The following is a 20,979-nucleotide window of genomic DNA, read 5'->3' as shown; positions in this document are numbered from 1 at the left end:
CGGGGCGTTTCTAGTTTCCCTCACTCCAGAGTGGAAACCGTATTCGAGATTAGCCTCAGTTTCCCGAGGTTGTCTCGATCCATAGGGTAGTTTGGCCACGTGTTACTGAGCTATCTGCCACGGGTCTGAACCCGTGCGACTAGCATGGCTAAATCGGACTCCGATAGCAATGGCCTCCGGCAGGATCAACCGGAATGGTTGCCGAGCTCGAAGAGCTCGGTGGGTCTCTGGCGGAAGCAACTGAATGCTATATGGTCCGTCAGTTCGACGACCCCGAGCCGCGTCGTTGGCCGGGTGTCACCGAACTGCCAGGGCTAACATCAGATCCCATCGTGTACGGCGGACCGCAGGGGTGGAATCCTCATTTCCTTCGGACCTGCACTTAGACTTCGACCGGGGATAAACCCATCGAAGTTCGGTGCGGCCCGAGACCGCGGGACGAATCGAACGCCCCGCGAATCACTTCGAGTCGTTTACTGCGTTCGGTTCGAGCACCCCAATAGCGCTTGAGGCGTTGAACCGGTGCGACCTTCGGTGGGAAGACCCCCGAAGGTTCGTCCACACCCAATCCGAATGTCCTCTAACACTTAAGGGCACCGGATCGGACGTGGTTCGTCGCCCGAAATCGCAGGACGACGTTGACATCCAATCCGAGTGGCCCTATACACTTAAGGACATCGGATCGGGGGCGTGCTGCAAGAACCGGCCGAGGCGCCCTATAAAGACGTCGATTCTCGCCGGCTCTCGGAGGCCCAAACCACCGGACCTCGTTCGCATTCCAACGAATGCCCGGGTTACACTTAAGACCGTCGAACCGAGCCGGCAGCGTGGTGGGATGACGTGCCAGCCCCCAGCGATTGGCGGATCCGATAGCGCAGCTGGCGGCGGTCGGAGATGTCGCGCGGGAGGAGAACGGGCCGGTCATCCTGTGCGTCGTGCACGACGTCACGGCGGGTGGTGCCCGCGCGAACGACGGTACGCGGTGCCCGACCAAGAATCTCCCCATCTCGCTCGCGCACGTGAAGACTGTAGCGTCGCTACTCGGTGACGGCAAATACGGATGAAAAGTCGTACACGCCCCGGCTATTCATCGAGGTGTTCGATACCCTGCTTCGAGACGTTGGCTTCGGTTATCTCGTCCGGCATCCAGTCGGGTTTGTCGTCCGGCGCCGACTCGTTCCACGCCCAGCCGTCGTAGATGTGGACCTTGTCGGTGCCCTTCTCCCGGAGCCGGAGCTCGGTTCGGTCGGCGGCGTCCTCGGACGACGCCGGCTCGAGCCGGCGGGCCGCCTTCAGTGCTGCCTGTCGGGGAGTGTTCCCCGAGAAGACACTACTCTCGTCACCGCTCGATTCTCGGAGAGCGAAGTTCCGTTTACCGTCTTCACGTACCATGATTTTTCCCTCCATGCCAACCCAGCACAGGACCCATTATAAATATATCGCCGATATGAGCCATTCCCGTCGAAAGTCTTATATACGGGATTCGGGGCGTCAGGCGATTTCGAACCGATTCGCGCGGCCGCGCGACGGCCGCCGGCCAGAACGTATACTGTCTAGGGGAGATAGCTGTGAACGCCGCGACCCGAGACCGTCCGCTCCCAACAGCCGAAGACGGACCCGTTCGGGGTGCCAAAACGCGACGGGCGAAAGCAAGCCGGAACGCGGACGCCGATCCGCCGGAAACGGGATAGGATGGTAGAAAACACTTAAGTATAATCTGGGGCGAACGTACGCCTACAATACCGCGATGGTACGGAAAAAGAAGCTCAGCCCCAGTGGCGCGAAAGGCGAGGACGGCGAGTACCACAACGTCCACATCAACCTGCACGAGGACGAACTCGCCGTCGCCGGCATGGACATCGGCGACGAGGTGTTCGTGCGCGTCAGGGAGGACAAGATCATCATCCAGAAGGCTGACAAAGACGAGGTCGAGCACGAGTTCTGAACCGGAACGAGGGCTTTTTGCCACCGGAGTCAGGGTACACGTACGATGAACGCGTACCAGTTGGTGAAGCCCCTGCTCTTCGGCCTCCCCGCCGAGACGGCCCACGACGCGGTCCACGCGGGGATGCGGGTCGCCCAGCGGACGCCGGCCGCCCGCGCGCTCCGCGATCGGTACGTCGTCGACGACGACCGACTCCGGGTCGACGCGTTCGGGCAGCGGTTCCCCAACCCGGTCGGCGTGGCCGCCGGGTTCGACAAGAACGCCCGGGTCCCCGCACTCCTGGCGAGCCTCGGATTCGGCCACGTCGAGGTCGGCGGCGTCACAGCCGAACCGCAGGCCGGCAACCCCCGACCCAGGATGTTCCGCCTGCGAGAGGACGAGGCTATCGTCAACCGGATGGGGCTGAACAACCAGGGCGCGGACGCCGTCGGCGAGCGCCTCGCGGCCGCCGCGCCCGACGTACCGACCCCGGTCGGCGTCAACCTCGCGAAGACCGAGCACGTCGCCGCCGACGACGCGCCGGCGGACTACCGCTACACCTACGAGCGGGTAGCCGAGGGGGGTGACTTCTTCGTGGTCAACGTCTCCTGCCCCAACTCCGAGGGGTTCCGGGACCTCCAGAACCGCGACTCGATGGAGGCCATCCTCTCGACCCTCCAGGATGCGGGCGCGAGCCCGCTCCTGGTCAAACTCTCGCCCGACCTCCCGGACCCCGCGGTCGAGGACGCGCTCGATCTCGTGACCGAACTCGGCCTCGACGGCGTCATCGCCGCCAACACCACGACCGACCGCCCCGAAGGGCTGCGGAGCCACAACCGCGCCGAGGAGGGCGGGCTCTCGGGCAGACCCCTCGAACCGCGCGCGACCGGGATGGTCCGGTTCGTCGCCGAGCGCGTCGACGTGCCGGTCGTGGGCGTGGGCGGCGTGTTCACCGCCGCGGACGCCTATCGGAAGCTACGCGCGGGCGCACACGTGGTCCAGTTGTACACCGGCCTCGTCTACCGCGGGCCGTCCATCGCCCGCGACATCAACGAGGGACTGCTCGATCTGCTGGAACGCGACGGCTTCGACTCGGTCGAGGACGCCGTCGGCGCGGACCTGGACTGACACTGTTCCCGTTGCTGATTCCGGATACCGACGAGCGAAGTCCGAAAACGAGGAGACGGAGACCGGAACGCGACGCTATTCGAGCGCGCCCAGCCGGAACTCGAACGCCGCGACCGGCAGTTCGAGGTCGTGTTCGACCAGCACCGCGGGGTGGACCTCGCCGATGACGCCGACCTCCTCGCCGTCGACGACGACCGACGCCGCCCGCCCGTCGATGAAGGTCGGGTGGTCGGTCGCGGGCGTCTCCAGGTCGACGTCGAAGTTGCGCGCGACCGCCTGGAGGCGGGCCTTCGCGTCCTCGTAGGACGCGTCGTGGCGCGCGAGCACGCCGGCGACCGACCGGTGCTCGGCGACACCGGTGTTCTCCCCGTCGTCGACGCGGGCCACCAGCCCGATTTCCGCGAGGTCCTGCGGGTAGGCCCGGTGGGTGTTGTTCTCCAGCACCATCAGCAGCGAGGGCAGCGCCCACGTCCGGAGCATGGTGTAGTCCTCGCTGTAGGGCTCGAGGATGGTCGCGGGCTCGGCCGCGCCGAGCACGTCGGCCGCGCCGTCATCTCCGCCGCTCTCGCCGCTCGCGCCACCCCCGTCGCCGGGACGGTCGAGTCCCATTCGGTCGAAGTTCTCCCCCTCGCTGATCATGTGGAAGTTCAGCAGGTCCTCGAAGCCCAACCCGACCAGCACCTCGCGTACGGCGTCCTCGAGCTTCGAGCGGTCGTGTCGGCCGCCGACCGTCCCCACGTCGGGGTAGCGCGGTTCGAGGTCGTTGAAGCCGTACGCCCGGCCCACGTCGTCGACGACGTCCAGCGGGTGGAGCACGTCGACGCGGTACGGCGGCACCGCGACCTCGTAGGCGACCTCGTCGTCGCCGACCTCCGTCGTCTCGGCGTCTAAGCCCGAGCGCTCCAGCAGGTCGAGCACGCGCTCGGCGCTCAGGTCGACCCCGAGCAGGCGCTCGATGCGGTCGTGCGTGACGGTCTTCTCGGTGACCTCGAAGTCGGGGCGGACTAGGGTCCGGTCGGGGTAGTCGACCTCGACCTCCTCGACCCTGGCGCCCCGGGCGTCGAGCGCGTAGCAGATGATGTTGCACATGCGGTCGATGGTCCACTGGTCGGTGCCGGTCAGCTCGACGAACAGGTCCCGGGAGTCGGTCGACACCTCGGTCCGGCGGCCGTTGATGACCGGCGGGAACGAGAACAGCCCGATGTCGTCGTAGATGGCGGGGTAGCGGTCGTACTCCTCGACCAGCGGAGCGTACGTTTCGCCGGTCGGGTGCGAGCGCAGCACCTCCGCGGGCGTCATCTCGCTGTCGGCGTCCAGCGGGACGAACCGGTCACCGTCGGGGTCGATGCCCCGGTAGGTGATGGAGTTGCCGGCCTCCGTCTGGCCTTCGACGGTCGCGGCCCGGCCCTTCAGCATCGTGAGGTCGTGGATGCCGATGGCGCCCTTCGCGCGCTTGCGGCCCATCGTCGCGTGGAGCTTCTCCTGGAGCTGGATGAGCGAGTCGAGCGCGTCGTCGTCCAGATCGACGTCCCGGATCACCGCGCCGGTCACGTAGGGTCGCTCGTCGGGGACGCTTCCGTCGACCTCGATGGTCCAGTCGGCGTCGTTGGTCGAGGGGACGTACACGCCGCGGTCGTCGCCGTACTGGTAGCGCAGGGAACGGGCGACCCCCTCCACGGAGAGGCGGTCGAGTCGGTCGGGCGCGAACTCCAGCTGGAGGTCGCCCTCCTCGGTCCGGCCCTCGAACTCCAGCCCGAGGCCGAACAGGTCGTCGATGAGTTCGTCGTCCGATTTCTCGTCGTGGCCGGTCAGTTCCCGGAGTTCGTCGGGATTCACGTCGACGACTGGCATCAGTGTAGCACCTCCGTCTCTCGCAGCAGATCCAGGTCCGCCAAGGTCCCGTGGACGTCGCGGATGTCCTCGAAGCCGTACATCAGCATCAGTAGCCGCTCGAGCGCGAGCCCCCACGCCATCACGTCGCAGTCGACGCCCAGGGGGTCGAGCACCTCCTCGCGGAACATCCCGGAGTTGCCGATCTCGACCATCTCGCCGGTCGTCGGGTGGGTGCCGAACAGCTCGAAGCTGGGCTCGGTGTAGGGGTTGTAGTGGGGCTTGAACTCGATGTCGGTGATGCCGAACCGGGCGTAGAACTCCTCGAAGGTGCCCATCAGGTCCCGGACCGACAGGTCCTCGGCCATCACCCACCCCTCGATCTGGAAGAACTCCAGCAGGTGGGTCGGGTCGAGGGTGTCGTTGCGGTACACCTTCTCGACGCTGAAGAACCGCTGGGGCGGTTCGAGCTCGCCGACCTCGTGGCCCGAGAGGTACCGCATCGACAGCGAGGTGGTGTGCCCGCGCAGGTCGATTCCCTCGGCGACCTCCTCGGTCCACGGCGAGTGGTAGCCCTCGCCGTCCTCGCCCACACCGTTCCGGTGGGCGTCCTTCACGCGTTCGACGAGGTCCTCGGGCAGTTCGTCTATCTTCCGGGGGTTCTCCAGCGCGAACTGGTCCCAGTGGGTCCGCGCGGGGTGGTCCTGGGGCATGAACAGGCAGTCGTTGATCCAGAACTCCGCGTCGGCGTGGGGGCCCTCCATCTCCTCGAAGCCCATGCCGACCAGCGTGTCCTTCACGCGGTCGGCGGTCTGGCGCAGGATGTGGGTCTTCCCGCCGTCGATGCGCTCGGCGTCGGCCTCGACGTTGTACTCGGCGAACTCGACGTCCCGCCACTCGCCGGAGGTGAGCATCTCGGGCGTGAGCTGGCCGACCGTCTCCGCAGCCTCGACGCCCTCCATCAGCGCGGTCACCCCCTCGTCGGTCAGCGTCACCGACCGGACCGTCGACTCGGCGACCTCGACGAGCCCGCGACGCTCGAGTTGCTCCAGCACCGACTCGTCCAGCGTGCCTGTCGACTCGCCGTCGGCGAGCGAGGCCAGGGCGTCGGCCTCGGCGTCGCTCGCGGGGTCGGCGTCCGGGTCGGCGGTGATCTCGCCGCTCTCGATGGCGCCGTACCCCTTCCGGGCGTAGTTCGACAGCGCGATGTCGACCTGCGGGCCCTCCAGCCCCGACTGGCCGATGACCCGGCCCATCTGGACGGGGTCGTCGGCGGCGCCGGCGTCGACGGCCGCCTCGTAGAGCCGGACCTCGGGCAGGCCGTCTTGGAGGTACTCGCGGGCCTCGTCGGTCAGCGTCACCGACTCATCGGCGGCCTCCGAGACGTCGAGCAGACCGGCCGATTCCAGTTCGAAAGCCGCCCCGGTGACCGTCTCGGGCTTGCGGTCGGTCTCCGCTGCCAGTTCGTCTATCGTCTGTGCCTCGTTCGCGCTCGCGGCTTGCAGCACCGCGGCCTGTGATTCGGGTAGTTTCATCGTCCGTGGTTCTCGTTGGTCGTTACGTCCCCGTGCGTCCGTTTATCGTTTCTGAAGCGCGGCCACCTCCGCGGGAGCGCGAGTCGCTCCCGAGCGACCGCGCGCGAGCGGTTTCGTCCCCGCCGAGGTCCTCGCTCGGCCGGGAGTCCGCCGCCCGGTCAGGACGCGAAGAAGAAGCCGAACCCCGCGGTCCGCTGCGGTGGCTGGCGCGCGCTCCCACCAGTCCGGGGTTCGGATGGCATACCCGCCAGTTGTCCGCAATCCGTAAAAAGGGTTCCGGGGAGCGTCTCGGTGCATCATTCGGCGAGACCGGCGTCGATGCAGCGCGCCGAAGGTGCGCGCATTAGTTGGCGTTGAGTACTACTTGCTGTACCGCGAGCGAGGGCGAAGCCCGAGCGAGCGGACCAAGCCAGGACCGAAGGGACGAGCGCGGTGTTTTTGGTCCAGCTTTTACGAGGGAGGCGCGTTCAGGCGCCGACCCCAGTAAAAGGCGGTTTCAGAACTCTTCTTGAATGATCTCGAGGGTCTCCTCGCGGTCGGCCCAGTCGACGAAGACCGCGACGCTGGTCGCGCTGGTGATGAGGTCGTGGATGTTGATGTGCGCCTCCGCGATGGGGTTGACGAGGTTCTGGATGACGCCCGGCCGGTTGGGGAGCTCGCCGCCCATCACGCGGATGACGGCCACCTCGTCGTCGACCGTGACGCTCGACAGCGACTCCTCCTCGATGACCTCGCGGTGGAGGATGTTCTCGGCGCGCTCGGCCACCGTCTCGTCGACGTAGAACGTGACCGAGTCCATCCCGCTGGCGACCGCGTCGACGTTGATGTCGCTGTCGCCCAGCGCGTTCGCCAGCTCCTGGAGGATGCCGGGCTGGTTCCGGATGGCCCGGCCCGCGACCGTGAGGCAGGCGAGTTGCTCCTCGCGCATGTCGATGAGGTTCTCGAACTCGCCGATGACGTCGGTACCGCCGGCCAGCAGGTCGCCGTGCTGGTAGTGGACCACGCGGACGTCGAGGGTCTCGTCCTTGTACGAGAGCGCGCTGGGCGCGACCACCTCCGCGCCCCGGAACGAGAGATTCCGGAGCTCGTCGACCGAGATCTCGGCGACGTTGCGCGCGCCCTCCACGACGTGGGGGTCGCCGGTCATGACGCCCTCGACGTCGGTCACGATGACCACCTCGTCGGCGCCCATGTAGTTGCCCAGCATCACCGCGGTGGTGTCCGACCCGCCGCGTCCGAGCGTGGTCACGTTCCCCTCGTGGTCCTCGGCGAGGAAGCCGGTGATGACCGGCACCACGTCGTCGAGTTCGGCGGCGAGCCGGTCGGCGGCCGCCCGGGTCCGCTCGGCGTCGACCTCGCCGTGCTCGTCGGTGAACACCGGCCAGCGCTCGCTGCCGGGTTCGACGAAGACGGCCTCGACCCCGCGGGCCGCCAGGGCGGCCTTCAGCATCCGGACGCTGGTCCGCTCGCCCATGCTGACGATCTCGGCCCGGTCGGCGTCCTCGGTCTCGAACTCGATCTCGTCGAGGAGCTCGTCGGTGGTGTTACCCATCGCGCTGGCGACCACCGCGATCTCGTGGCCCTGGGCCACGGCGTCGGCCACCGAGTCGGCCGCCCGGTTGATCCGGTCGCCGCTGCCCAGGCTGGTGCCGCCGAACTTCGCCACTACTCGCATACTATCACCCGCGACCCGCGGGTCCCCCGCCTGTGACGCTGCTGCATGGGAGTGGCTAACTCTGGCACCCAGATAACTGTGTTCATCTCTGAGAAGCTTGCCGCACCGCGGTTCCGACCGGCTACCGCTCGGTCTCGACACGGGATTCGCCGCGCTCGTCCGTCCCCGTGGTCCCGCCGGTCTCGTCGTCCTCTCCCGGCCCCGTTCCGCCGTCCGTTCCCCCTCCCTCCCCCTCGTCGGCCCGGCCGGCCTCGTCCATCTCGGCGATCGGGTCGAACGTGACCAGCCCCTGGCCGGCGGTGAACTCGTAGGCGACCCACTCGGGGATGGCGAGGACGCCGTTCATCTTCCGGATGCGGACGCGCTTGATGAGCGTGTCCGTCACGATGGAGTCGTTGACCTGCATGTCGACGATGCCGTCGACCGCGTAGCCGAGGTCGTGGGGGAACCGCACCTCCTCGCTGGCGCCGGTGAAGCTCGCGCCCGCGAAGACGGGGACGAACCGGCCCTTGCAGACGTCGGCCCGGACGTCCTTGACGAAGTTGTACGCCCGGACCGGCTGGACCAGGCTGCCGAACTCCGTCAGCGAGTCGACGACCACGATGCCCCGGTCGCTCATCCCCAGCGCCTCGAGGCAGTTGTCGAGCTTGTTGTGGAGCTCCGAGACGTCGCTGGGGTCCCGGACGGTCTGGGTCACCGACTTCGTGATGCCGTAGACGTGGAGGTTCCACTCGTCCATGCGCTCGAACATGCGCTCGCGGTCCGGGTCGTCCATCCGGTAGGTGAAGCAGTCCATCACGTGCAACTGGCCGGACTCCAGGTACGGCAGCACGTTCCAGTCGAGCGAGAGGAAGCTCTCGACCACCGAGACGGGCGGTTCGGTGAAGGTGACGACGGTGGCGGGTTCGCCCCGCTCCAGCGCCCGCCAGACGAGTTCGGCCCGGAGCGCGTCGTCGCGCGCGCCCTCGTCGTTGGACAGCAGGACGAACGAGTTGCGGGGCAGCCCCTGCGGGAGGAAGTCGTCGAGGCCCGCGACGCCGGTCCGGACCCGCCGGAAGCCGTGGTACTCGGTGCAGACCCGCTCGCGCTCGGCCAGCGCCGACCGGCAGGCCTCGGTGCAGCACTCGTACTCGATCCCGTCCCGCTGCAGTGCCACCGGGTCGGTCGGAATCGGGAGCCGGCAGTAGTCGCAGCGGTCGCCGTCGCCGGGGTCCGCTACGTTCGGGGCGGTTCCGTCGGCCGACGAGTCGTCCGGGGCGTCGGGAGGTGCGTGACGGGGGTCGTCCGTGCCATCCATACCCACGACGTAGGGCCGCGAGCGAAAAAGCCCTGTCCACCGCGCGCGGCCCGGCGTCCCGCGAGCGGGTCGCCGCGGGCCGTGTGGGGCGCCGGGAGCCGAATCCGGCCCATCGGCGCGAAATTCCGCCCGGTTCCCCGCGGGCTTTAACTTCGTCGGCGGCCGATACGTGAACAATGCGCGTGCGAGATGCAGTCGAGGAGGACGGTGCGGTGCTCGGCGAGCTCGCCGACGCCCCGGCTGAGGTGATGCGCAACGTGGTCCACGACCGGACGGTCCGGGTGGCCGAGGCCGACGCCGACGCGTCGGGTGCGGACGACGCGGGCGAGAGCGACCCCGAATCCGAGGACGACGCCGAGGACGGAGAGTCGACCGTCGTCGGGTTCGTCGGGTTCGACGCGATGCCGGGGACGGTCCGCGTGACGTACCTCCGGGGGACGCCCGAGGCCCGCGAGCGCCTGCTGGAGGAACCGGTCCGGTTCGCCCGCAAGGAGGGGATGACCGTCGAGGCGCTGGTCCCCGAGGACGAGACCGAGACCAGGGAGGTGGTCGAAGCCGCCGGGTTCCGCCGCACGGGAACCGGCCCGCGGTTCGAGGGGGGCCGGACGCTGGAGTACCGGTTCGACCCCGCGGCCCAGGCCGACTCCGCGCGCCGGTAGGCCGGGCGAACCCTCGAACCCCCTCGTTTCAGGTGGAACCTGACAGGTAAAGGTCCGGCGGAACGGAGCGCCTACCGCCCGACGGACCGGGTCCCGGGTTCGGGAGAATCCGACCGGCTAGCTGAACTGCCGGACCGTCATGTCCAGGGTGTCGAGGTCGAGGACGGGCGCGAAGCCGGCGTCGGGGTCGATGTTGACCGACTTCTGGAACGCGGTCTGGGCCTGCCAGCAGCCCGAGTTGACCGCCAGCACGTTGTGGTACTTGCCCCAGCCGAGCTTGTGGACGTGGCCGGTGTGGAACACGTCCGGGACCTCGTCCATCACGAGGTAGTCCATCTCCTCGGGCGCGACCCTCGTCTTGCCGCCGAACGGGGGCGCGACGTGGCGCTTCTTGAGGAGCTGGTACATCGCCTTGTGGGGTTCGTCGTAGCTGGCCTTCTCCTCGGGGAGTTCGGCGATGACCTCGTCGAGCGAGAAGCCGTGGTACATCAGGATGTCCACGCCCTCGACCGTCACCGTGGAGGGGTTGCCCGTGATGCGGGCGTCGTGGGCCGACATGATGTCCCGGAGCTCCTCGTCGAAGCCGGGCTGGGGCTCGGCGAGCCGGACCGCGTCGTGGTTGCCCGGGATCATGAGAATCTCCATGTCACCGGGCACCTCCTTGAGGTACTCCGAGAACTGGTCGTACTGCTCGTAGATGTCGACGATGTCGAGCTCCTCGTCCTGATTCGGGTAGACGCCGACGCCTTCGACCATGTCGCCGGCGATGAGAAGGTACTCTACGGCGCTGGCCTCCTCGGTGTGGAGCCAGTCGGCGAACCGCGACCAGGCGTCGGCCATGAACTCCTGGCTGCCGACGTGGACGTCGCTGATGAGTGCGGCCTGGACGTGGCGGTCGGCGGTCGAGGGCTGGTAGGTCCGGGGGACGTCCGGGAAGTACAGCGAGTCCACGAACAGGATGCCGTCGCCGTCGTCGTTGTCGTCCGAGAGCGTCCCCTCGACCGCGATCACCTCGTCGTGGAGGAGTTCGTCGACCGTGTCGGCGAACTCCCGGTCCTTCATGATGAGACAGGGATAGGTCCCGCTCGTGTCCTCGAGTTCGACGAGCCAGTGGCCGCTCGCGGTCGAGCGGATGTCGCTTATCATCCCGACGATGGCGGTGTCGCCGCCGCCGGGCATCTTCGAGACGGCCGAGGTCGGGCGGGCGTTGACCCGCGAGCGCAACTGCTTCGAGAGGCGCTTGAACCGGTCCTGGAACACCGAGACGAAGTCGTCGTACTCGCCGGTCCCGGTGCTCTCGCCGGTGACGTCGCCTGCCACTTCGAGCGACCGCGCGTCGAAGTCGGGGTCGCGGACCGACTCGTCCGGTCGGGACGCGTCGGGGCGGGACGCATCCGGGCGAGACGAGTCGCGGTGGGATTCCTCGGATCGCGAGGCGTCGGCATCCTCGTCCGTTGAATCCACTTCGTCGGCGTCGGCCGGCCCGTCTCCGACCCCCTTCGTTTCTCCTGGAGGCCCCGATTTTGTCCCGGAGCTTTCGCCGATTTCCCGTCCAGTCGAAGCGGGGGAGTCACCGGAGTCGACTTCCGAGAGGACCGCCTTCACGTGGTCGGCCGAGAGCTTCAGCGCGTCCTCGGGCGCGCGCTCGACGACCACGTCGAGCGCGCCGTCCGGGTCGTCGGCGCCCGCGAGCAGCGTCACCGCCTCGCGGTCGGCGTTGTACCCGCGGCTGGTGAGTTCGCTGACGATGCGGGCGTGGGTCTCCAGCGACACGTTCGTTCAATTTCGGGGGTTCGTCAAAAGGATAGCGGAGCGCGTCAGGCGTTCGACCGAGTAGGCAGCTGCATCGAAGTGCGCAGTCAGAGTTCTTGGAGCGAGCACGGTCGGATGGAGACTGCCGAACCTCGGTACCCATCGATTATCCGCCGGGCGCACCCGGAAAATTGACGTCCGCGGAACCGGAACGTGGGGTAGATGAGTCCTTCCCGAGACGAACCCCCGTCGGACGACGACGAGCGGACGAGCGGTCCGCCGACCTCGTCGGACGGGCGGTCTGACGAGTCGGTCGCCGGCGGGTCCGGCCGCTCTCCGCCCGCGCCCGAGGCCCGCACGCGGTCCGACGGCGGGGGACGCGAGGAGCGGACCGGCCCGCTCGCGCTGGTCCGGCGGTTCCGCACCAGCGAGAACGGGGTCGTCGTGTTCGTCCGCGAGATGCTGAGCAGCGCCGCCATCGTCGTCGTCATCGGGGCGCTCCTGTTCGCGGTCAGCGGGGTGTGGCCCCCGATGGTCGCCATCGAGAGCGGGAGCATGGAGCCCCACATGCAGAAGGGTGATCTCGTGTTCATCATGGAGGAGGGTCGTCTCGCGCCCGCGACCGCGCACGCGGACACGGGCGTGGTCACGTATCAGACCGGCGAGGAGGCGGGCTACCGGAAGTTCGGGAGCTACGGCGACGTCATCGTCTACAAGCCCGACGGGAAGACGGGCAGAACGCCGATAATCCACCGGGCCCGGTTCTGGGTCGAGGAGGGCGAGAACTGGTACGACGAGGCGAACGAGCAGTACGTCAGCGCCGACAGCTGCGAGGAGCTGGTCAACTGCCCGGCCCCGAACGCCGGGTTCATCACGAAGGGCGACGCCAACAACTTCTACGACCAGGCGGACTGGGGCGGCGGAGCGCTCAGCGACCCGGTCAGGCCGAGCTGGATCCGGGGAACCGCGGAGATTCGCATCCCGTGGCTCGGCTGGGTCCGCCTCCAGTTCTCGGGCGCGGCCTGACGGTCGGATTTCCCTTCGCGATTCTTCTCCTCGGCTCTCCAGTCGCTCTCTTTTCCTCCGAATTCCCGGTCCCCTTCCCTCCGAGGTGCTGTCCGGCGAGCCCTTCGTTTCGCGTGGAGCGGCGGTCGAGCACGCTCCGAGCGTCACCCCCCGAATTTCGAGTCGAGACCGGAAAACTGGATCGAGAGCCGTCGACGAACGGGGATCGGCAGGGACTGTCTCGCCGAGTCGGGGGCAGTGGATGGCGGTCAGTTGTCGAACCGGGCCTGCACGAACGGCTGGACGCTCTCGATGTCGCCGAGCCGGGAGTCGGACATCAGCACCGCCTCGGTCTCGTCGATGGGGACCGAGAGGCTGATCTCCTTGGTCCGGCCGTACCGGCCCTTGCTGACGACCACCGCGTTGACGATGCCGAGCATGTCGAGCTCGCTGATGAGGTCGGTGACGCGGCGCTGGGTGAGCACGTCGGCGTCGATCTCCTCGCAGAGGCGCTTGTAGATGTTGTACACCTCGCCGGTGTTGACGTTGTGGACGCCGTTCTTCTCGAGCGAGATGATCGAGAACAGCACGAGCTTCGACTGGGTCGGGAGGGTCCGGACCACCTCGACCACGCGGTCGAGTTCGATCTTCTCCTGGGCCTTCCGGACGTGCTTCTCGTTGACCCCCTCGGCCTGGTCGCGTTCGGCGAGTTCGCCGGCGGTCCGCAGCAGGTCGAGCGCGCGCCGGGCGTCGCCGTGCTCCTGGGCGGCGAACGCGGCGCAGAGCGGTATCACGTCGTCGGAGAGAGCGTCGGCCTTGAACGCGACCTCCGCGCGGTGCTGGAGGATGTCCCGGAGCTGGTTGGCGTCGTACGGCGGGAAGACGATCTCCTCCTCGCCGAGGCTCGACTTCACCCGGGGGTCGAGGAAGTCGGTGAACTTGAGGTCGTTCGAGATGCCGATGATGGAGACCCGCGAGTTCTCGAGCTCGGAGTTCATCCGCGAGAGGTTGTAGAGGGTGTCGTCGCCGGACTTCTCGACCAGCTTGTCGATCTCGTCGAGCATGATGACGACCACGCGCTCCTCGTAGTCGACCGCCTCGAAGAACGTGTTGTAGACGCGGTCGGTCGGCCACCCGGTCATGGGGACCGACTCCATCTCCTCGCGGTCGTCCTCCAGTTCGTCGATGCGGTCGTCGACGGCCTCGGCCGAGTCGAACCCGGTGTCGGCCAGGCGGGAGGGGTCGCCGGAGGCGGCCTCGCGGAGCGTCGCGAGCTCGTCGATCCGGTCGTCGACGAACTCCTGGTTGTTCTCGATGAACTTGTTGGCGAGCTGCGCGAGCACGCGGTACTGGGTGTCGGTCACCTCGCAGTTGATGTACTCGACGTTGCAGGGGACGTCGTACTTCTGGGACGTGCTCTCGAGTTCCTTGCTGACGAACTTCGCGCTCGCGGTCTTGCCGGTCCCGGTCTTGCCGTAGATGAGGATGTTCGACGGCGTCTCGCCCCGGAGCGCGGCGACCAGGATCGTCGCCATGTTGTTGATCTGGTCCTTCCGGTGGGGAAGCTCGTGGGGCGTGTACGACGGCCGGAGCACCTCCTTGTTCTCGAAGATCGGTTCGCCAGAAAGCAGGTCGTCGAAGAGCCCCTGGTCGTCGTCCTCCTCGTCGTCGAAGACGACGTCGTCGAGATCGACGTTGTCGAAGCTACGGTCGGGGCTGACGTCGACCGCGTCGTCCGTCGGTTGTGCGTTTTCGTCGGTCATGCGTTCGTGTCGACCCCTCCGTTTCAGGTGGAAGACGCGCGGCCCGCGGGCGGATTTCGGCACGACCGCCCGAATGAACCGGAATGCCGAAGCCGAGAAGTGGCGAGCGCGTCCAGTTGATGCAGGAGAACCAAAGGTCCAGCAGGATATTAAACTCTTTCTTCTTTCGATCCAGGGTCGACAGAATCTCCCGAATGCTGTCGAGAGCCGATGAAACGGCTGTTTCGTCTGCCAGAGAGTGTGAAGAGTGCCCGGTTGTGGTGACCAAAACGCCCCTGTTTCGGGTGAAACGATGGTGGGTCGCGGTTCGTCACGGTCGACCTGTAGCTAATCGGCGTCGATGATGCCAGCGTCGGTCGGGTCGATAGTGTCGGGTTTGGTAGTGCTCGGTCGGTAGTGTCGGAAGTGTCGACGCCGGCAGTCGCAATATCCCGATGTCTGGCCTCGACATCAACGGAGAGATTCCTTCCCTTACTGACCGAGCCGCCTCTTCCACGAGGGCGGATTTTCGATTGCAACTTCACCGGAACGGCCCTCACCCCGTCGTTTCACGTCGAAAGGGGCCGTGCCGGATGCCGCAGCGGGAGCGACGAGATCCCATCGGCCTTCATCGATGTAATCTGTCTTGGACTCTTGCCTCGAAGCCGACATCAGCCGGTATTAGCCAGCTGTTGCTGCCGTCGCCCACAGTAATGCTAGCGGTCGATGGAGCACGGTACCGGAGAATCCCTTGATTTCGAGTCGAACGGACGAGTACGAATGCGGTCGGAGATTCCAGGTTTGCATTTTGCGGGTATCGGTGTCAAGGGACATCCACAGGGGTTTTCCATCGGGCACCTCCCCCACCCCCTCGTTTCAACTGGAGCGACTGAGACGGTGGGGAGGGGTGGGCGACTCTAGCCACCCAAAGCTTTAATAGGATAAGTGTCCAACAGTATCCGTAAACCAATTACTTCGGTTTATTGTTTAGTGTGTTCTAGTTGTTTTTGTCCGAACCTCCTCTATGACTTACGGCCGGGCCACCCCACGACCCCAATCCTCGCCCGTTCCACCTGAAACGGAGGGGTAGGGGTGGGGGCCGGCATCCCGTCGTCCTCCCGACCATCCGAGCAGTATCGGCAAGTCGAAATCTAACCGTTATCTGGACGACGTACGAGATCTCCGTCGGCCACCTCAAAGCGTCCTTCTAGGACCGACAGAGTTTGACCGTCGAAGCACGCTCCTCCCCTGCTACTCCGGAATCGACGAGCAACTGCCGTTACTAGGCCTCGAACCGACCTTCTTCGCCGACTTTCGGTCCAGCGTGAAACCCGGAAACCCCTCTGTTTCAACTGGAGACCGCGCGCATTTCACAGGTCACTCACGACCGGGCACGAGAAATCCGCCAGCCGGCCGTCGTTCCGCCGCTGGACGACTCGTCGCCGGCTCCTCGAGGGAGTTATTTTCACCGGACGCGTCTGACATAGGTTTAAGTAGGTGGGATATAGTTGTTCGCGCAACAGCCCCCGTGACGGCTTGAAACGCCGATAGTGGGGTCTGGGAGGAAAGGATGGGATTGTTTACGGACCTGAAAGACAGCATCTCCCGCGTTACGGACAAGCTCTTCTCCGCTCAAGAGCCGAAGCGCATCGGTATCTACGGCCCGCCGAACGCCGGAAAGACGACTCTCGCAAACCGCATCACCCGCGACTGGACCGGCGACGCCGTCGGTCCCGAGAGCCACATTCCGCACGAGACCCGCCGGGCACGTCGAAAGGAAAACGTCGAGATCGAACGCGACGGCAAGACGGTGTCCATCGACGTCGTCGACACGCCGGGCGTGACGACCAAGGTCGACTACGAGGAGTTCCTCGACCACGACATGGACAAGGACGACGCGGTGCGTCGCTCCCGCGAGGCCACCGAGGGCGTCGCGGAGGCGATGCACTGGCTCCGCGAGGACGTCGACGGCGTCATCTACGTGCTCGACAGCACGACCGACCCGTTCACGCAGGTCAACACAATGCTCATCGGCATCATCGAGAGCCAGGACCTCCCCGTCCTCATCCTCGCCAACAAGACCGACCTCGAGGGCTCGAGCGTCCAGCGCATCAGCAACGCCTTCCCGCAGCACGAGACCATCCCGCTCTCGGCGCTGGAAGGCGACAACATGGACGAAGTGTACGACAAGATCGCGGAGTACTTCGGGTGATATCATGCCTGAAGTAACAGAGAACGGCCCGAACGACGGCGTCCAGATCGACCTCATCGGGGCCGACCGGATGGCCGAGATGGCCTCGATGGAGAAGATCCGGATGATACTCGACGGCGTGCGCGACGGCAACATCGTCATCCTCGAGACCGGGCTCTCGCCCGACGAGGAGAGCAAACTCATCGAGGTGACGATGACCGAGATCAGCCCCGACGAGTTCAACGGCATCGAGATCGAGACCTACCCCCGGTCGGAGACCGCCGACCAGAGCTTCCTCGACCGGCTGATGGGCAAGGAGTCGACCCAGAAGCTCACCGTCATCGGCCCGGCTAACCAGATCGAGACGCTCCACAAGGACGAGAACCTCATCAGCGCCCTCGTGTCACGCAAATAATGCCTCACCAGTGCACCAACTGCGGCCGGTCGTTCCAGGACGGTTCGAAGGAGATGCTCTCGGGCTGTCCGGACTGCGGCGGCAACAAGTTCCAGTTCCAACCGGCCGGCGCCGCAGGTGGCGACGCTGGTGGCGCCGGCGCGGCGACGACGGCCGCGACCGCACCGAAGAAGCGACCCGAACCCGCCGAGCCCTCCGTCGACGACGGACCCGAAACGGGGGCCGACGACCGGGGCGGCGCCGTCAACCGGGCGGCCGCGACGGTCCGCGACTGGGTGCGCACGCGGGACGACAGCGATTCGACGAACGGCACCGGGTCGTCCGACGCGGGGAACGACGGCTCGTCGGGCCGGACCCCGTGGCCCGGCGAGCGCGACGGCCCGGACGCGGAGGACGCGACCGCCACCGGTTCCACCCGAACCGCCGGGGCGTCTGCCGACGACGCGGCCCCTGACTCGACCGGAAACGCCGGCTCGTCGGCCGAGGGCACCGCCCCGTCCGCCGAAGACACGGCCCAGGCGAGCGCGCGCCGCGACGTGGTGAGCCGGTCGGAGCTCCCCGACGAACCGGCGGCCGACGCCCCGAACGCGACGTCGGAGACCGACCAGGCAGGGGCCAACGTGGTCGACACGCCCGACGACAGCAGCCCCGGACTGAAGGAGCTCCGCGAGGAGCTCAACAGCCAGTTCGAGAGCATCCGCATCGTCGAACCCGGCCAGTACGAGCTCAACCTGATGGAGCTGTACGAGCGCGAGGAGTACATCATCTCGCTGAAGGAGGACGGCAAGTACGTCATCGAAGTGCCGGACGCGTGGGACGCGACCGACCGCTGATTCTCTCCGCGCGCCGAGCGCGACCGTCTCCGAAGTGACCGTCTCCGAAGTGACCGAACAGCCGTCGGCTACGACCGACACGCCGCGGTACTCGCCGACGCAGTTGCAAAACTGTTTACTCCGCCGGCTGACAACCGCCGCCAAGCGATGCTCGACGACGCCAAGCGCCGGGCGCGCCGCGTCGCGTTCCTCTTCCCGGCCGCGCTGGCCCGCCTCGGCCTGCTCGACCGCGAGAAGGGCGAGGAGGCGTTCGACCTCGCGGTCCCCGTGATGGTCACCGGCGGGATGCGGACCATGCTGCGGGTGGCGGACTTCTTCATGGTCGGCCGGGCGCTCGGCGACGAGGCGGTCGCCGCGCTCGAACTCGGCTTCCAGTACTTCTTCATCCCGTTCGGCCTCTCGCTGGCGCTGACCAGCGGCACCATCAGCGTGGTCTCGCGGTTCGAGGGCGCGGGCGAGCGCGCGAAGGCCGACTTCGCCATCAAGCAGTCGCTCTGGCTGGCGCTGCTGCTCGCGGTGCCAATCACCGCGGCGACGTGGGTCTACGCCGAACCCATGCTGGACGTGCTCACCGACGACCCCAGGACCATCGAACTCGGAGCGGTCTACCTCCGCATCATCATGCTCTCGGTCGCGTTCCGGTTCTGGAGCATGATCGCGGCCCGCGCGCTCGCGGGGGTCGGTGACACCCGGACCCCGATGTACGTCCGGCTGCTCACGCTCCCGACCAACATCGCCCTGAACGCGGTGCTCATCTTCGGAATCGGCCCGTTTCCCGAACTCGGCGTGGCGGGCGCGGCGTGGGGCACCGCGGTCGCGAACGTGCTCGCGGCGACCATCTTCTCGGCGGCGCTGCTCTCGGGCCGGTACTCGGTCCGGCTCCCCCTCCGGGGCAAGCAGTGGGACTGGTCGATTGCAAGCGAAATCGTCCGGGTCGGCCTGCCGCTCGCGGGCACCCGCCTCTCGCGAACGCTCGGGCGGTTCCCCTTCCTGCTCGTGCTCACCACGCTCGGCACGCCGGTCGTCGCGGCCTACGCCATCGGCCGGCGAGTCATGCTGCTCGCGCTGATGCCCGCGTGGGGGTACTCGACCGCCTCCTCGACGCTGGTCGGTCAGTCGATCGGCGCGGGCGACGACCGCGAGGCCGCCGAGTACGGCTGGCAGACCCTCCGCATCGCGCTGGCGACCCAACTGCTCATCGGCGCGGCGCTGTTCGCGGCGGCCCGCCCCGTCGCGGCGGCGTTCGGCACCGACCACGTCGACCTGACGGTCACCTTCGTCCGGGCGTTCGGCGCGGGCGTCGCGGCGTTCAGCGTCTCCCGGACGATGCGGGGCGGGCTCCGGGGCGCGGGCGACACGCGCTGGCCGTTCTACGGCGCGCTCGCCGGGACCTACCTGTTCAAGCTTCCCGTCGCGTTCCTCGCGGTCGCGCCAGGGGTCGTCCTCTTCGAGCTCGGCGGCTGGACGCTCTCGCTCGGCGGAAACCACCTCCTCTCGTTCGGCGGCTGGCAGTTCGCGCCCGGCCTCGGCCTGGGGCTGGTCGCGGTCTACGTCGCCATCGTCGGCGACATGTACCTCCGGGCGGCGGTCAACGTCGTCCGGTTCCGGTCGGGCGAGTGGAAGCGGACCGCCCGGGAGTCGGCCGTCGGACCGGAGACAGGCGCGGACTGATCCGAAGCTAAACCTGACAGTTTTAAGCGCTCGCCCCCGAACGACTCGACATGAGCAAGGCAACCAAGATCGTGGTCGCGACGGTCGGAATCACCGCGGCGCTGTCGGTCATGCTGCTGGCCAACCTCTGGCTCGCGGCCTGATGTTCGAGGAACGGTCGCTCTCCGGGGAGGTGGCCGCGGTCCGCGAGGCCCACGCCCCCGACGCGCTGGTCCTGGACGCCGGCTCGGACTTCGAGACGCTGGCGCCCGAGCGCGCCGAGGACCTGGGCCTGCTGGTCGACGCGCTCGACCCGGCGACGTACCCCGCGGAGTGGCTCCCCGAGGACGCCCCCGAGCTCCTCCGGCGGTACGCCTCGTCCGACTTCACGGTCGGGATGCCCGGCGACGGCAGCGTGGCGTGGACCCGCCAGACCGAGCCGCCGGTCGCGTTCGTGAAGGCAAGAGTTCAGGGGTCGCCCGACGACTTCGTCGACTTCCTTGTCGCGGAGGCGCTCGTGGAGATCGGCACCGACCTCCCCGAGCACTTCCTCGGGTTCTTCGAGGACCGGTACGTCGACCTCGACGCCGCGCTCCCGTTCGACGGCGGGAGCGTCTACCAGATCGCGGCCGCGCTGTACGACGCCTACCGCGGCCTCCACACCCGCGAGGCGTTCGCCGGCTGGGACGACGAGCGTCCCCGACTGTTCGCGGCCTGGCAGGACGCCGGCGAGCGCATCGAACCCCGACTGGAGGGCCTGCCCGCCTCCATGGCCCGCGACGAGACCGACTTCGCGGACGCCGCGGAGTTCGCCTGCGCCGCGGTCAAGCACGGCCTCGAACTCCCCGCGCCGTTCGCCGCGCTCGACACCGAGGCGTACCGCGACCATGGCCCGGCGTACGCGGTCAAGTGGGCCGAGAAGACCTTCGACTGACGGCCGCGACATCGGCGTATGCGACGCTCTCGCATACTATTTCGCGGTCTCCGCAACGATTTTAGTACTCGACCGCTAGGTTCCAACCGGTCCACCATGAGCGACTACTGGGGCGTGCGCGGGGGCGCACAAGGCTGGGAGGAACAGCTCTACCCCGACGCCGACGACGAGGACGGCGTCGAGGACGAGACGACGGAGTGAAACCGCGGTCCGCGTTCGACTCACTTTTCCCGAGGCACCGTCGACGGGTTCGACCGGAAGCGACCGCCATCCGATTCGACCGGAAGCGACCGCGTCCAGTCGAAACGTCGGGGACGTCCGACCCCGGCGCGCCCAATCCGTTCGTCGACGCGGTGCGTTATCGCAGTCCGTCGTAGCCCCACCGTCGACCGCTGTCCTGTCGCATCCT

At 67.4% G+C, this 20,979-nt stretch carries 17 protein-coding genes and 1 rRNA gene; 10 read left to right on the top strand and 8 right to left on the bottom strand.

The features are described 5' to 3' along the window. Positions 1-196: ribosomal RNA gene (locus DVR07_RS16160) — 16S ribosomal RNA — on the bottom strand; the annotation flags it as partial. 887 nt (positions 197-1,083) lie between these two features. Beyond that, positions 1,084-1,392, bottom strand: coding sequence for a non-histone chromosomal MC1 family protein (locus DVR07_RS16155; RefSeq protein ID WP_115798365.1), 309 nt, complete (start codon positions 1,390-1,392; stop codon positions 1,084-1,086). 355 nt (positions 1,393-1,747) lie between these two features. Here DVR07_RS16155 and DVR07_RS16150 point away from each other — a divergent pair, with 355 nt between their 5' ends. Both DVR07_RS16150 and DVR07_RS16145 read left to right on the top strand, forming a co-directional pair. Continuing rightward, entirely contained in the window at positions 1,748-1,945 is a 198-nt protein-coding gene (locus DVR07_RS16150) for a hypothetical protein (RefSeq protein ID WP_115798291.1), read from the top strand. 45 nt (positions 1,946-1,990) lie between these two features. Continuing rightward, complete coding sequence (locus DVR07_RS16145; RefSeq protein WP_115798290.1) at positions 1,991-3,052, top strand: quinone-dependent dihydroorotate dehydrogenase; 1,062 nt, start codon at positions 1,991-1,993, stop codon at positions 3,050-3,052. A 75-nt stretch (positions 3,053-3,127) separates the two neighbouring features. Here the strand turns inward: DVR07_RS16145 and pheT are convergent, their stop codons facing one another. From pheT to DVR07_RS16125, 4 genes are all read right to left on the bottom strand, one after another. Next, a complete protein-coding gene (pheT, locus tag DVR07_RS16140; protein ID WP_115798289.1) occupies positions 3,128-4,903 on the bottom strand; it encodes a phenylalanine--tRNA ligase subunit beta in 1,776 nt (591 codons plus the stop codon). Further along, entirely contained in the window at positions 4,903-6,417 is a 1,515-nt protein-coding gene (pheS, locus tag DVR07_RS16135; protein ID WP_115798288.1) for a phenylalanine--tRNA ligase subunit alpha, read from the bottom strand. Before pheS ends, pheT begins: the two co-directional genes overlap by 1 nt. A gap of 496 nt (positions 6,418-6,913) precedes the next feature. Then, positions 6,914-8,092, bottom strand: a complete 1,179-nt coding sequence (locus DVR07_RS16130) for an aspartate kinase (RefSeq protein ID WP_115798287.1) — start codon at positions 8,090-8,092, stop codon at positions 6,914-6,916. A 121-nt stretch (positions 8,093-8,213) separates the two neighbouring features. Further along, positions 8,214-9,389 carry an RAD55 family ATPase gene (locus DVR07_RS16125; protein ID WP_115798286.1) on the bottom strand — a complete coding sequence of 392 codons (1,176 nt, stop codon included), beginning with the start codon at positions 9,387-9,389 and terminating at the stop codon, positions 8,214-8,216. A 176-nt stretch (positions 9,390-9,565) separates the two neighbouring features. Here DVR07_RS16125 and DVR07_RS16120 point away from each other — a divergent pair, with 176 nt between their 5' ends. Next, positions 9,566-10,048, top strand: a complete 483-nt coding sequence (locus DVR07_RS16120) for a hypothetical protein (RefSeq protein WP_115798285.1) — start codon at positions 9,566-9,568, stop codon at positions 10,046-10,048. Between the two features lie 117 nt (positions 10,049-10,165). Here the strand turns inward: DVR07_RS16120 and DVR07_RS16115 are convergent, their stop codons facing one another. After that, positions 10,166-11,821 carry a DNA-directed DNA polymerase II small subunit gene (locus tag DVR07_RS16115; RefSeq protein WP_115798284.1) on the bottom strand — a complete coding sequence of 552 codons (1,656 nt, stop codon included), beginning with the start codon at positions 11,819-11,821 and terminating at the stop codon, positions 10,166-10,168. Between the two features lie 201 nt (positions 11,822-12,022). Here DVR07_RS16115 and DVR07_RS16110 point away from each other — a divergent pair, with 201 nt between their 5' ends. Further along, positions 12,023-12,826 (top strand): S26 family signal peptidase, encoded by an 804-nt coding sequence (locus tag DVR07_RS16110; protein WP_240147554.1) that lies wholly within the window; start codon positions 12,023-12,025, stop codon positions 12,824-12,826. A 248-nt stretch (positions 12,827-13,074) separates the two neighbouring features. On the opposite strand, the gene DVR07_RS16105 is transcribed toward DVR07_RS16110, so the two are convergent. Further along, positions 13,075-14,568: a Cdc6/Cdc18 family protein gene (locus DVR07_RS16105; protein WP_115798283.1), complete on the bottom strand. Its 1,494-nt coding sequence runs from the start codon at positions 14,566-14,568 to the stop codon at positions 13,075-13,077. A gap of 1,549 nt (positions 14,569-16,117) precedes the next feature. Here DVR07_RS16105 and DVR07_RS16100 point away from each other — a divergent pair. The 6 genes from DVR07_RS16100 to DVR07_RS16080 all read left to right on the top strand — a co-directional run bounded on the left by DVR07_RS16100 (position 16,118) and on the right by DVR07_RS16080 (position 20,570). Continuing rightward, the gene (locus DVR07_RS16100; protein WP_115798282.1) at positions 16,118-16,759 is read left to right on the top strand and encodes an Era-like GTP-binding protein; all 642 of its coding nucleotides are present in this window, start codon (positions 16,118-16,120) and stop codon (positions 16,757-16,759) included. Between the two features lie 4 nt (positions 16,760-16,763). Then, positions 16,764-17,153, top strand: coding sequence for a DUF2073 domain-containing protein (locus DVR07_RS16095; protein ID WP_115798281.1), 390 nt, complete (start codon positions 16,764-16,766; stop codon positions 17,151-17,153). Next, a complete protein-coding gene (locus tag DVR07_RS16090) occupies positions 17,153-17,986 on the top strand; it encodes a Zn-ribbon domain-containing protein (RefSeq protein WP_115798280.1) in 834 nt (277 codons plus the stop codon). The genes DVR07_RS16095 and DVR07_RS16090 overlap by 1 nt, the downstream gene beginning before the upstream one ends. Before the next feature lie 147 nt (positions 17,987-18,133). Continuing rightward, positions 18,134-19,657 carry an MATE family efflux transporter gene (locus DVR07_RS16085; RefSeq protein WP_115798279.1) on the top strand — a complete coding sequence of 508 codons (1,524 nt, stop codon included), beginning with the start codon at positions 18,134-18,136 and terminating at the stop codon, positions 19,655-19,657. A gap of 50 nt (positions 19,658-19,707) precedes the next feature. Next, positions 19,708-19,800 carry a hypothetical protein gene (locus tag DVR07_RS22755; RefSeq protein WP_449272231.1) on the top strand — a complete coding sequence of 31 codons (93 nt, stop codon included), beginning with the start codon at positions 19,708-19,710 and terminating at the stop codon, positions 19,798-19,800. Then, positions 19,800-20,570 carry a DUF7089 family protein gene (locus DVR07_RS16080; protein ID WP_115798278.1) on the top strand — a complete coding sequence of 257 codons (771 nt, stop codon included), beginning with the start codon at positions 19,800-19,802 and terminating at the stop codon, positions 20,568-20,570. The genes DVR07_RS22755 and DVR07_RS16080 overlap by 1 nt, the downstream gene beginning before the upstream one ends. Positions 20,571-20,979 lie beyond the last annotated feature (409 nt).

The sequence above is a fragment of the Halorussus rarus genome (assembly GCF_003369835.1).
Lineage (GTDB): Archaea > Halobacteriota > Halobacteria > Halobacteriales > Haladaptataceae > Halorussus > Halorussus rarus.
The sequence above is the reverse complement of the archived record's forward strand: the minus strand, read 5'-3'. Positions and strand labels throughout refer to the sequence as shown.

Excerpts from the sequence above, each read along its gene's own strand:
- DVR07_RS22755 (WP_449272231.1), top strand. The coding sequence starts at position 19,708 with ATGAGCAAGGCAACCAAGATCGTGGTCGCGACGGTCGGAATCACCGCG.
- DVR07_RS16090 (WP_115798280.1), top strand. The coding sequence starts at position 17,153 with ATGCCTCACCAGTGCACCAACTGCGGCCGGTCGTTCCAGGACGGTTCG.
- DVR07_RS16085 (WP_115798279.1), top strand. The coding sequence starts at position 18,134 with ATGCTCGACGACGCCAAGCGCCGGGCGCGCCGCGTCGCGTTCCTCTTC.
- DVR07_RS16150 (WP_115798291.1), top strand. The coding sequence starts at position 1,748 with ATGGTACGGAAAAAGAAGCTCAGCCCCAGTGGCGCGAAAGGCGAGGAC.
- DVR07_RS16125 (WP_115798286.1), bottom strand. The coding sequence starts at position 9,389 with ATGGATGGCACGGACGACCCCCGTCACGCACCTCCCGACGCCCCGGAC.
- DVR07_RS16120 (WP_115798285.1), top strand. The coding sequence starts at position 9,566 with ATGCGCGTGCGAGATGCAGTCGAGGAGGACGGTGCGGTGCTCGGCGAG.
- DVR07_RS16145 (WP_115798290.1), top strand. The coding sequence starts at position 1,991 with ATGAACGCGTACCAGTTGGTGAAGCCCCTGCTCTTCGGCCTCCCCGCC.
- DVR07_RS16095 (WP_115798281.1), top strand. The coding sequence starts at position 16,764 with ATGCCTGAAGTAACAGAGAACGGCCCGAACGACGGCGTCCAGATCGAC.
- pheT (WP_115798289.1), bottom strand. The coding sequence starts at position 4,903 with ATGCCAGTCGTCGACGTGAATCCCGACGAACTCCGGGAACTGACCGGC.
- DVR07_RS16080 (WP_115798278.1), top strand. The coding sequence starts at position 19,800 with ATGTTCGAGGAACGGTCGCTCTCCGGGGAGGTGGCCGCGGTCCGCGAG.
- DVR07_RS16100 (WP_115798282.1), top strand. The coding sequence starts at position 16,118 with ATGGGATTGTTTACGGACCTGAAAGACAGCATCTCCCGCGTTACGGAC.
- DVR07_RS16110 (WP_240147554.1), top strand. The coding sequence starts at position 12,023 with ATGAGTCCTTCCCGAGACGAACCCCCGTCGGACGACGACGAGCGGACG.
- pheS (WP_115798288.1), bottom strand. The coding sequence starts at position 6,417 with ATGAAACTACCCGAATCACAGGCCGCGGTGCTGCAAGCCGCGAGCGCG.
- DVR07_RS16105 (WP_115798283.1), bottom strand. The coding sequence starts at position 14,568 with ATGACCGACGAAAACGCACAACCGACGGACGACGCGGTCGACGTCAGC.
- DVR07_RS16130 (WP_115798287.1), bottom strand. The coding sequence starts at position 8,092 with ATGCGAGTAGTGGCGAAGTTCGGCGGCACCAGCCTGGGCAGCGGCGAC.
- DVR07_RS16155 (WP_115798365.1), bottom strand. The coding sequence starts at position 1,392 with ATGGTACGTGAAGACGGTAAACGGAACTTCGCTCTCCGAGAATCGAGC.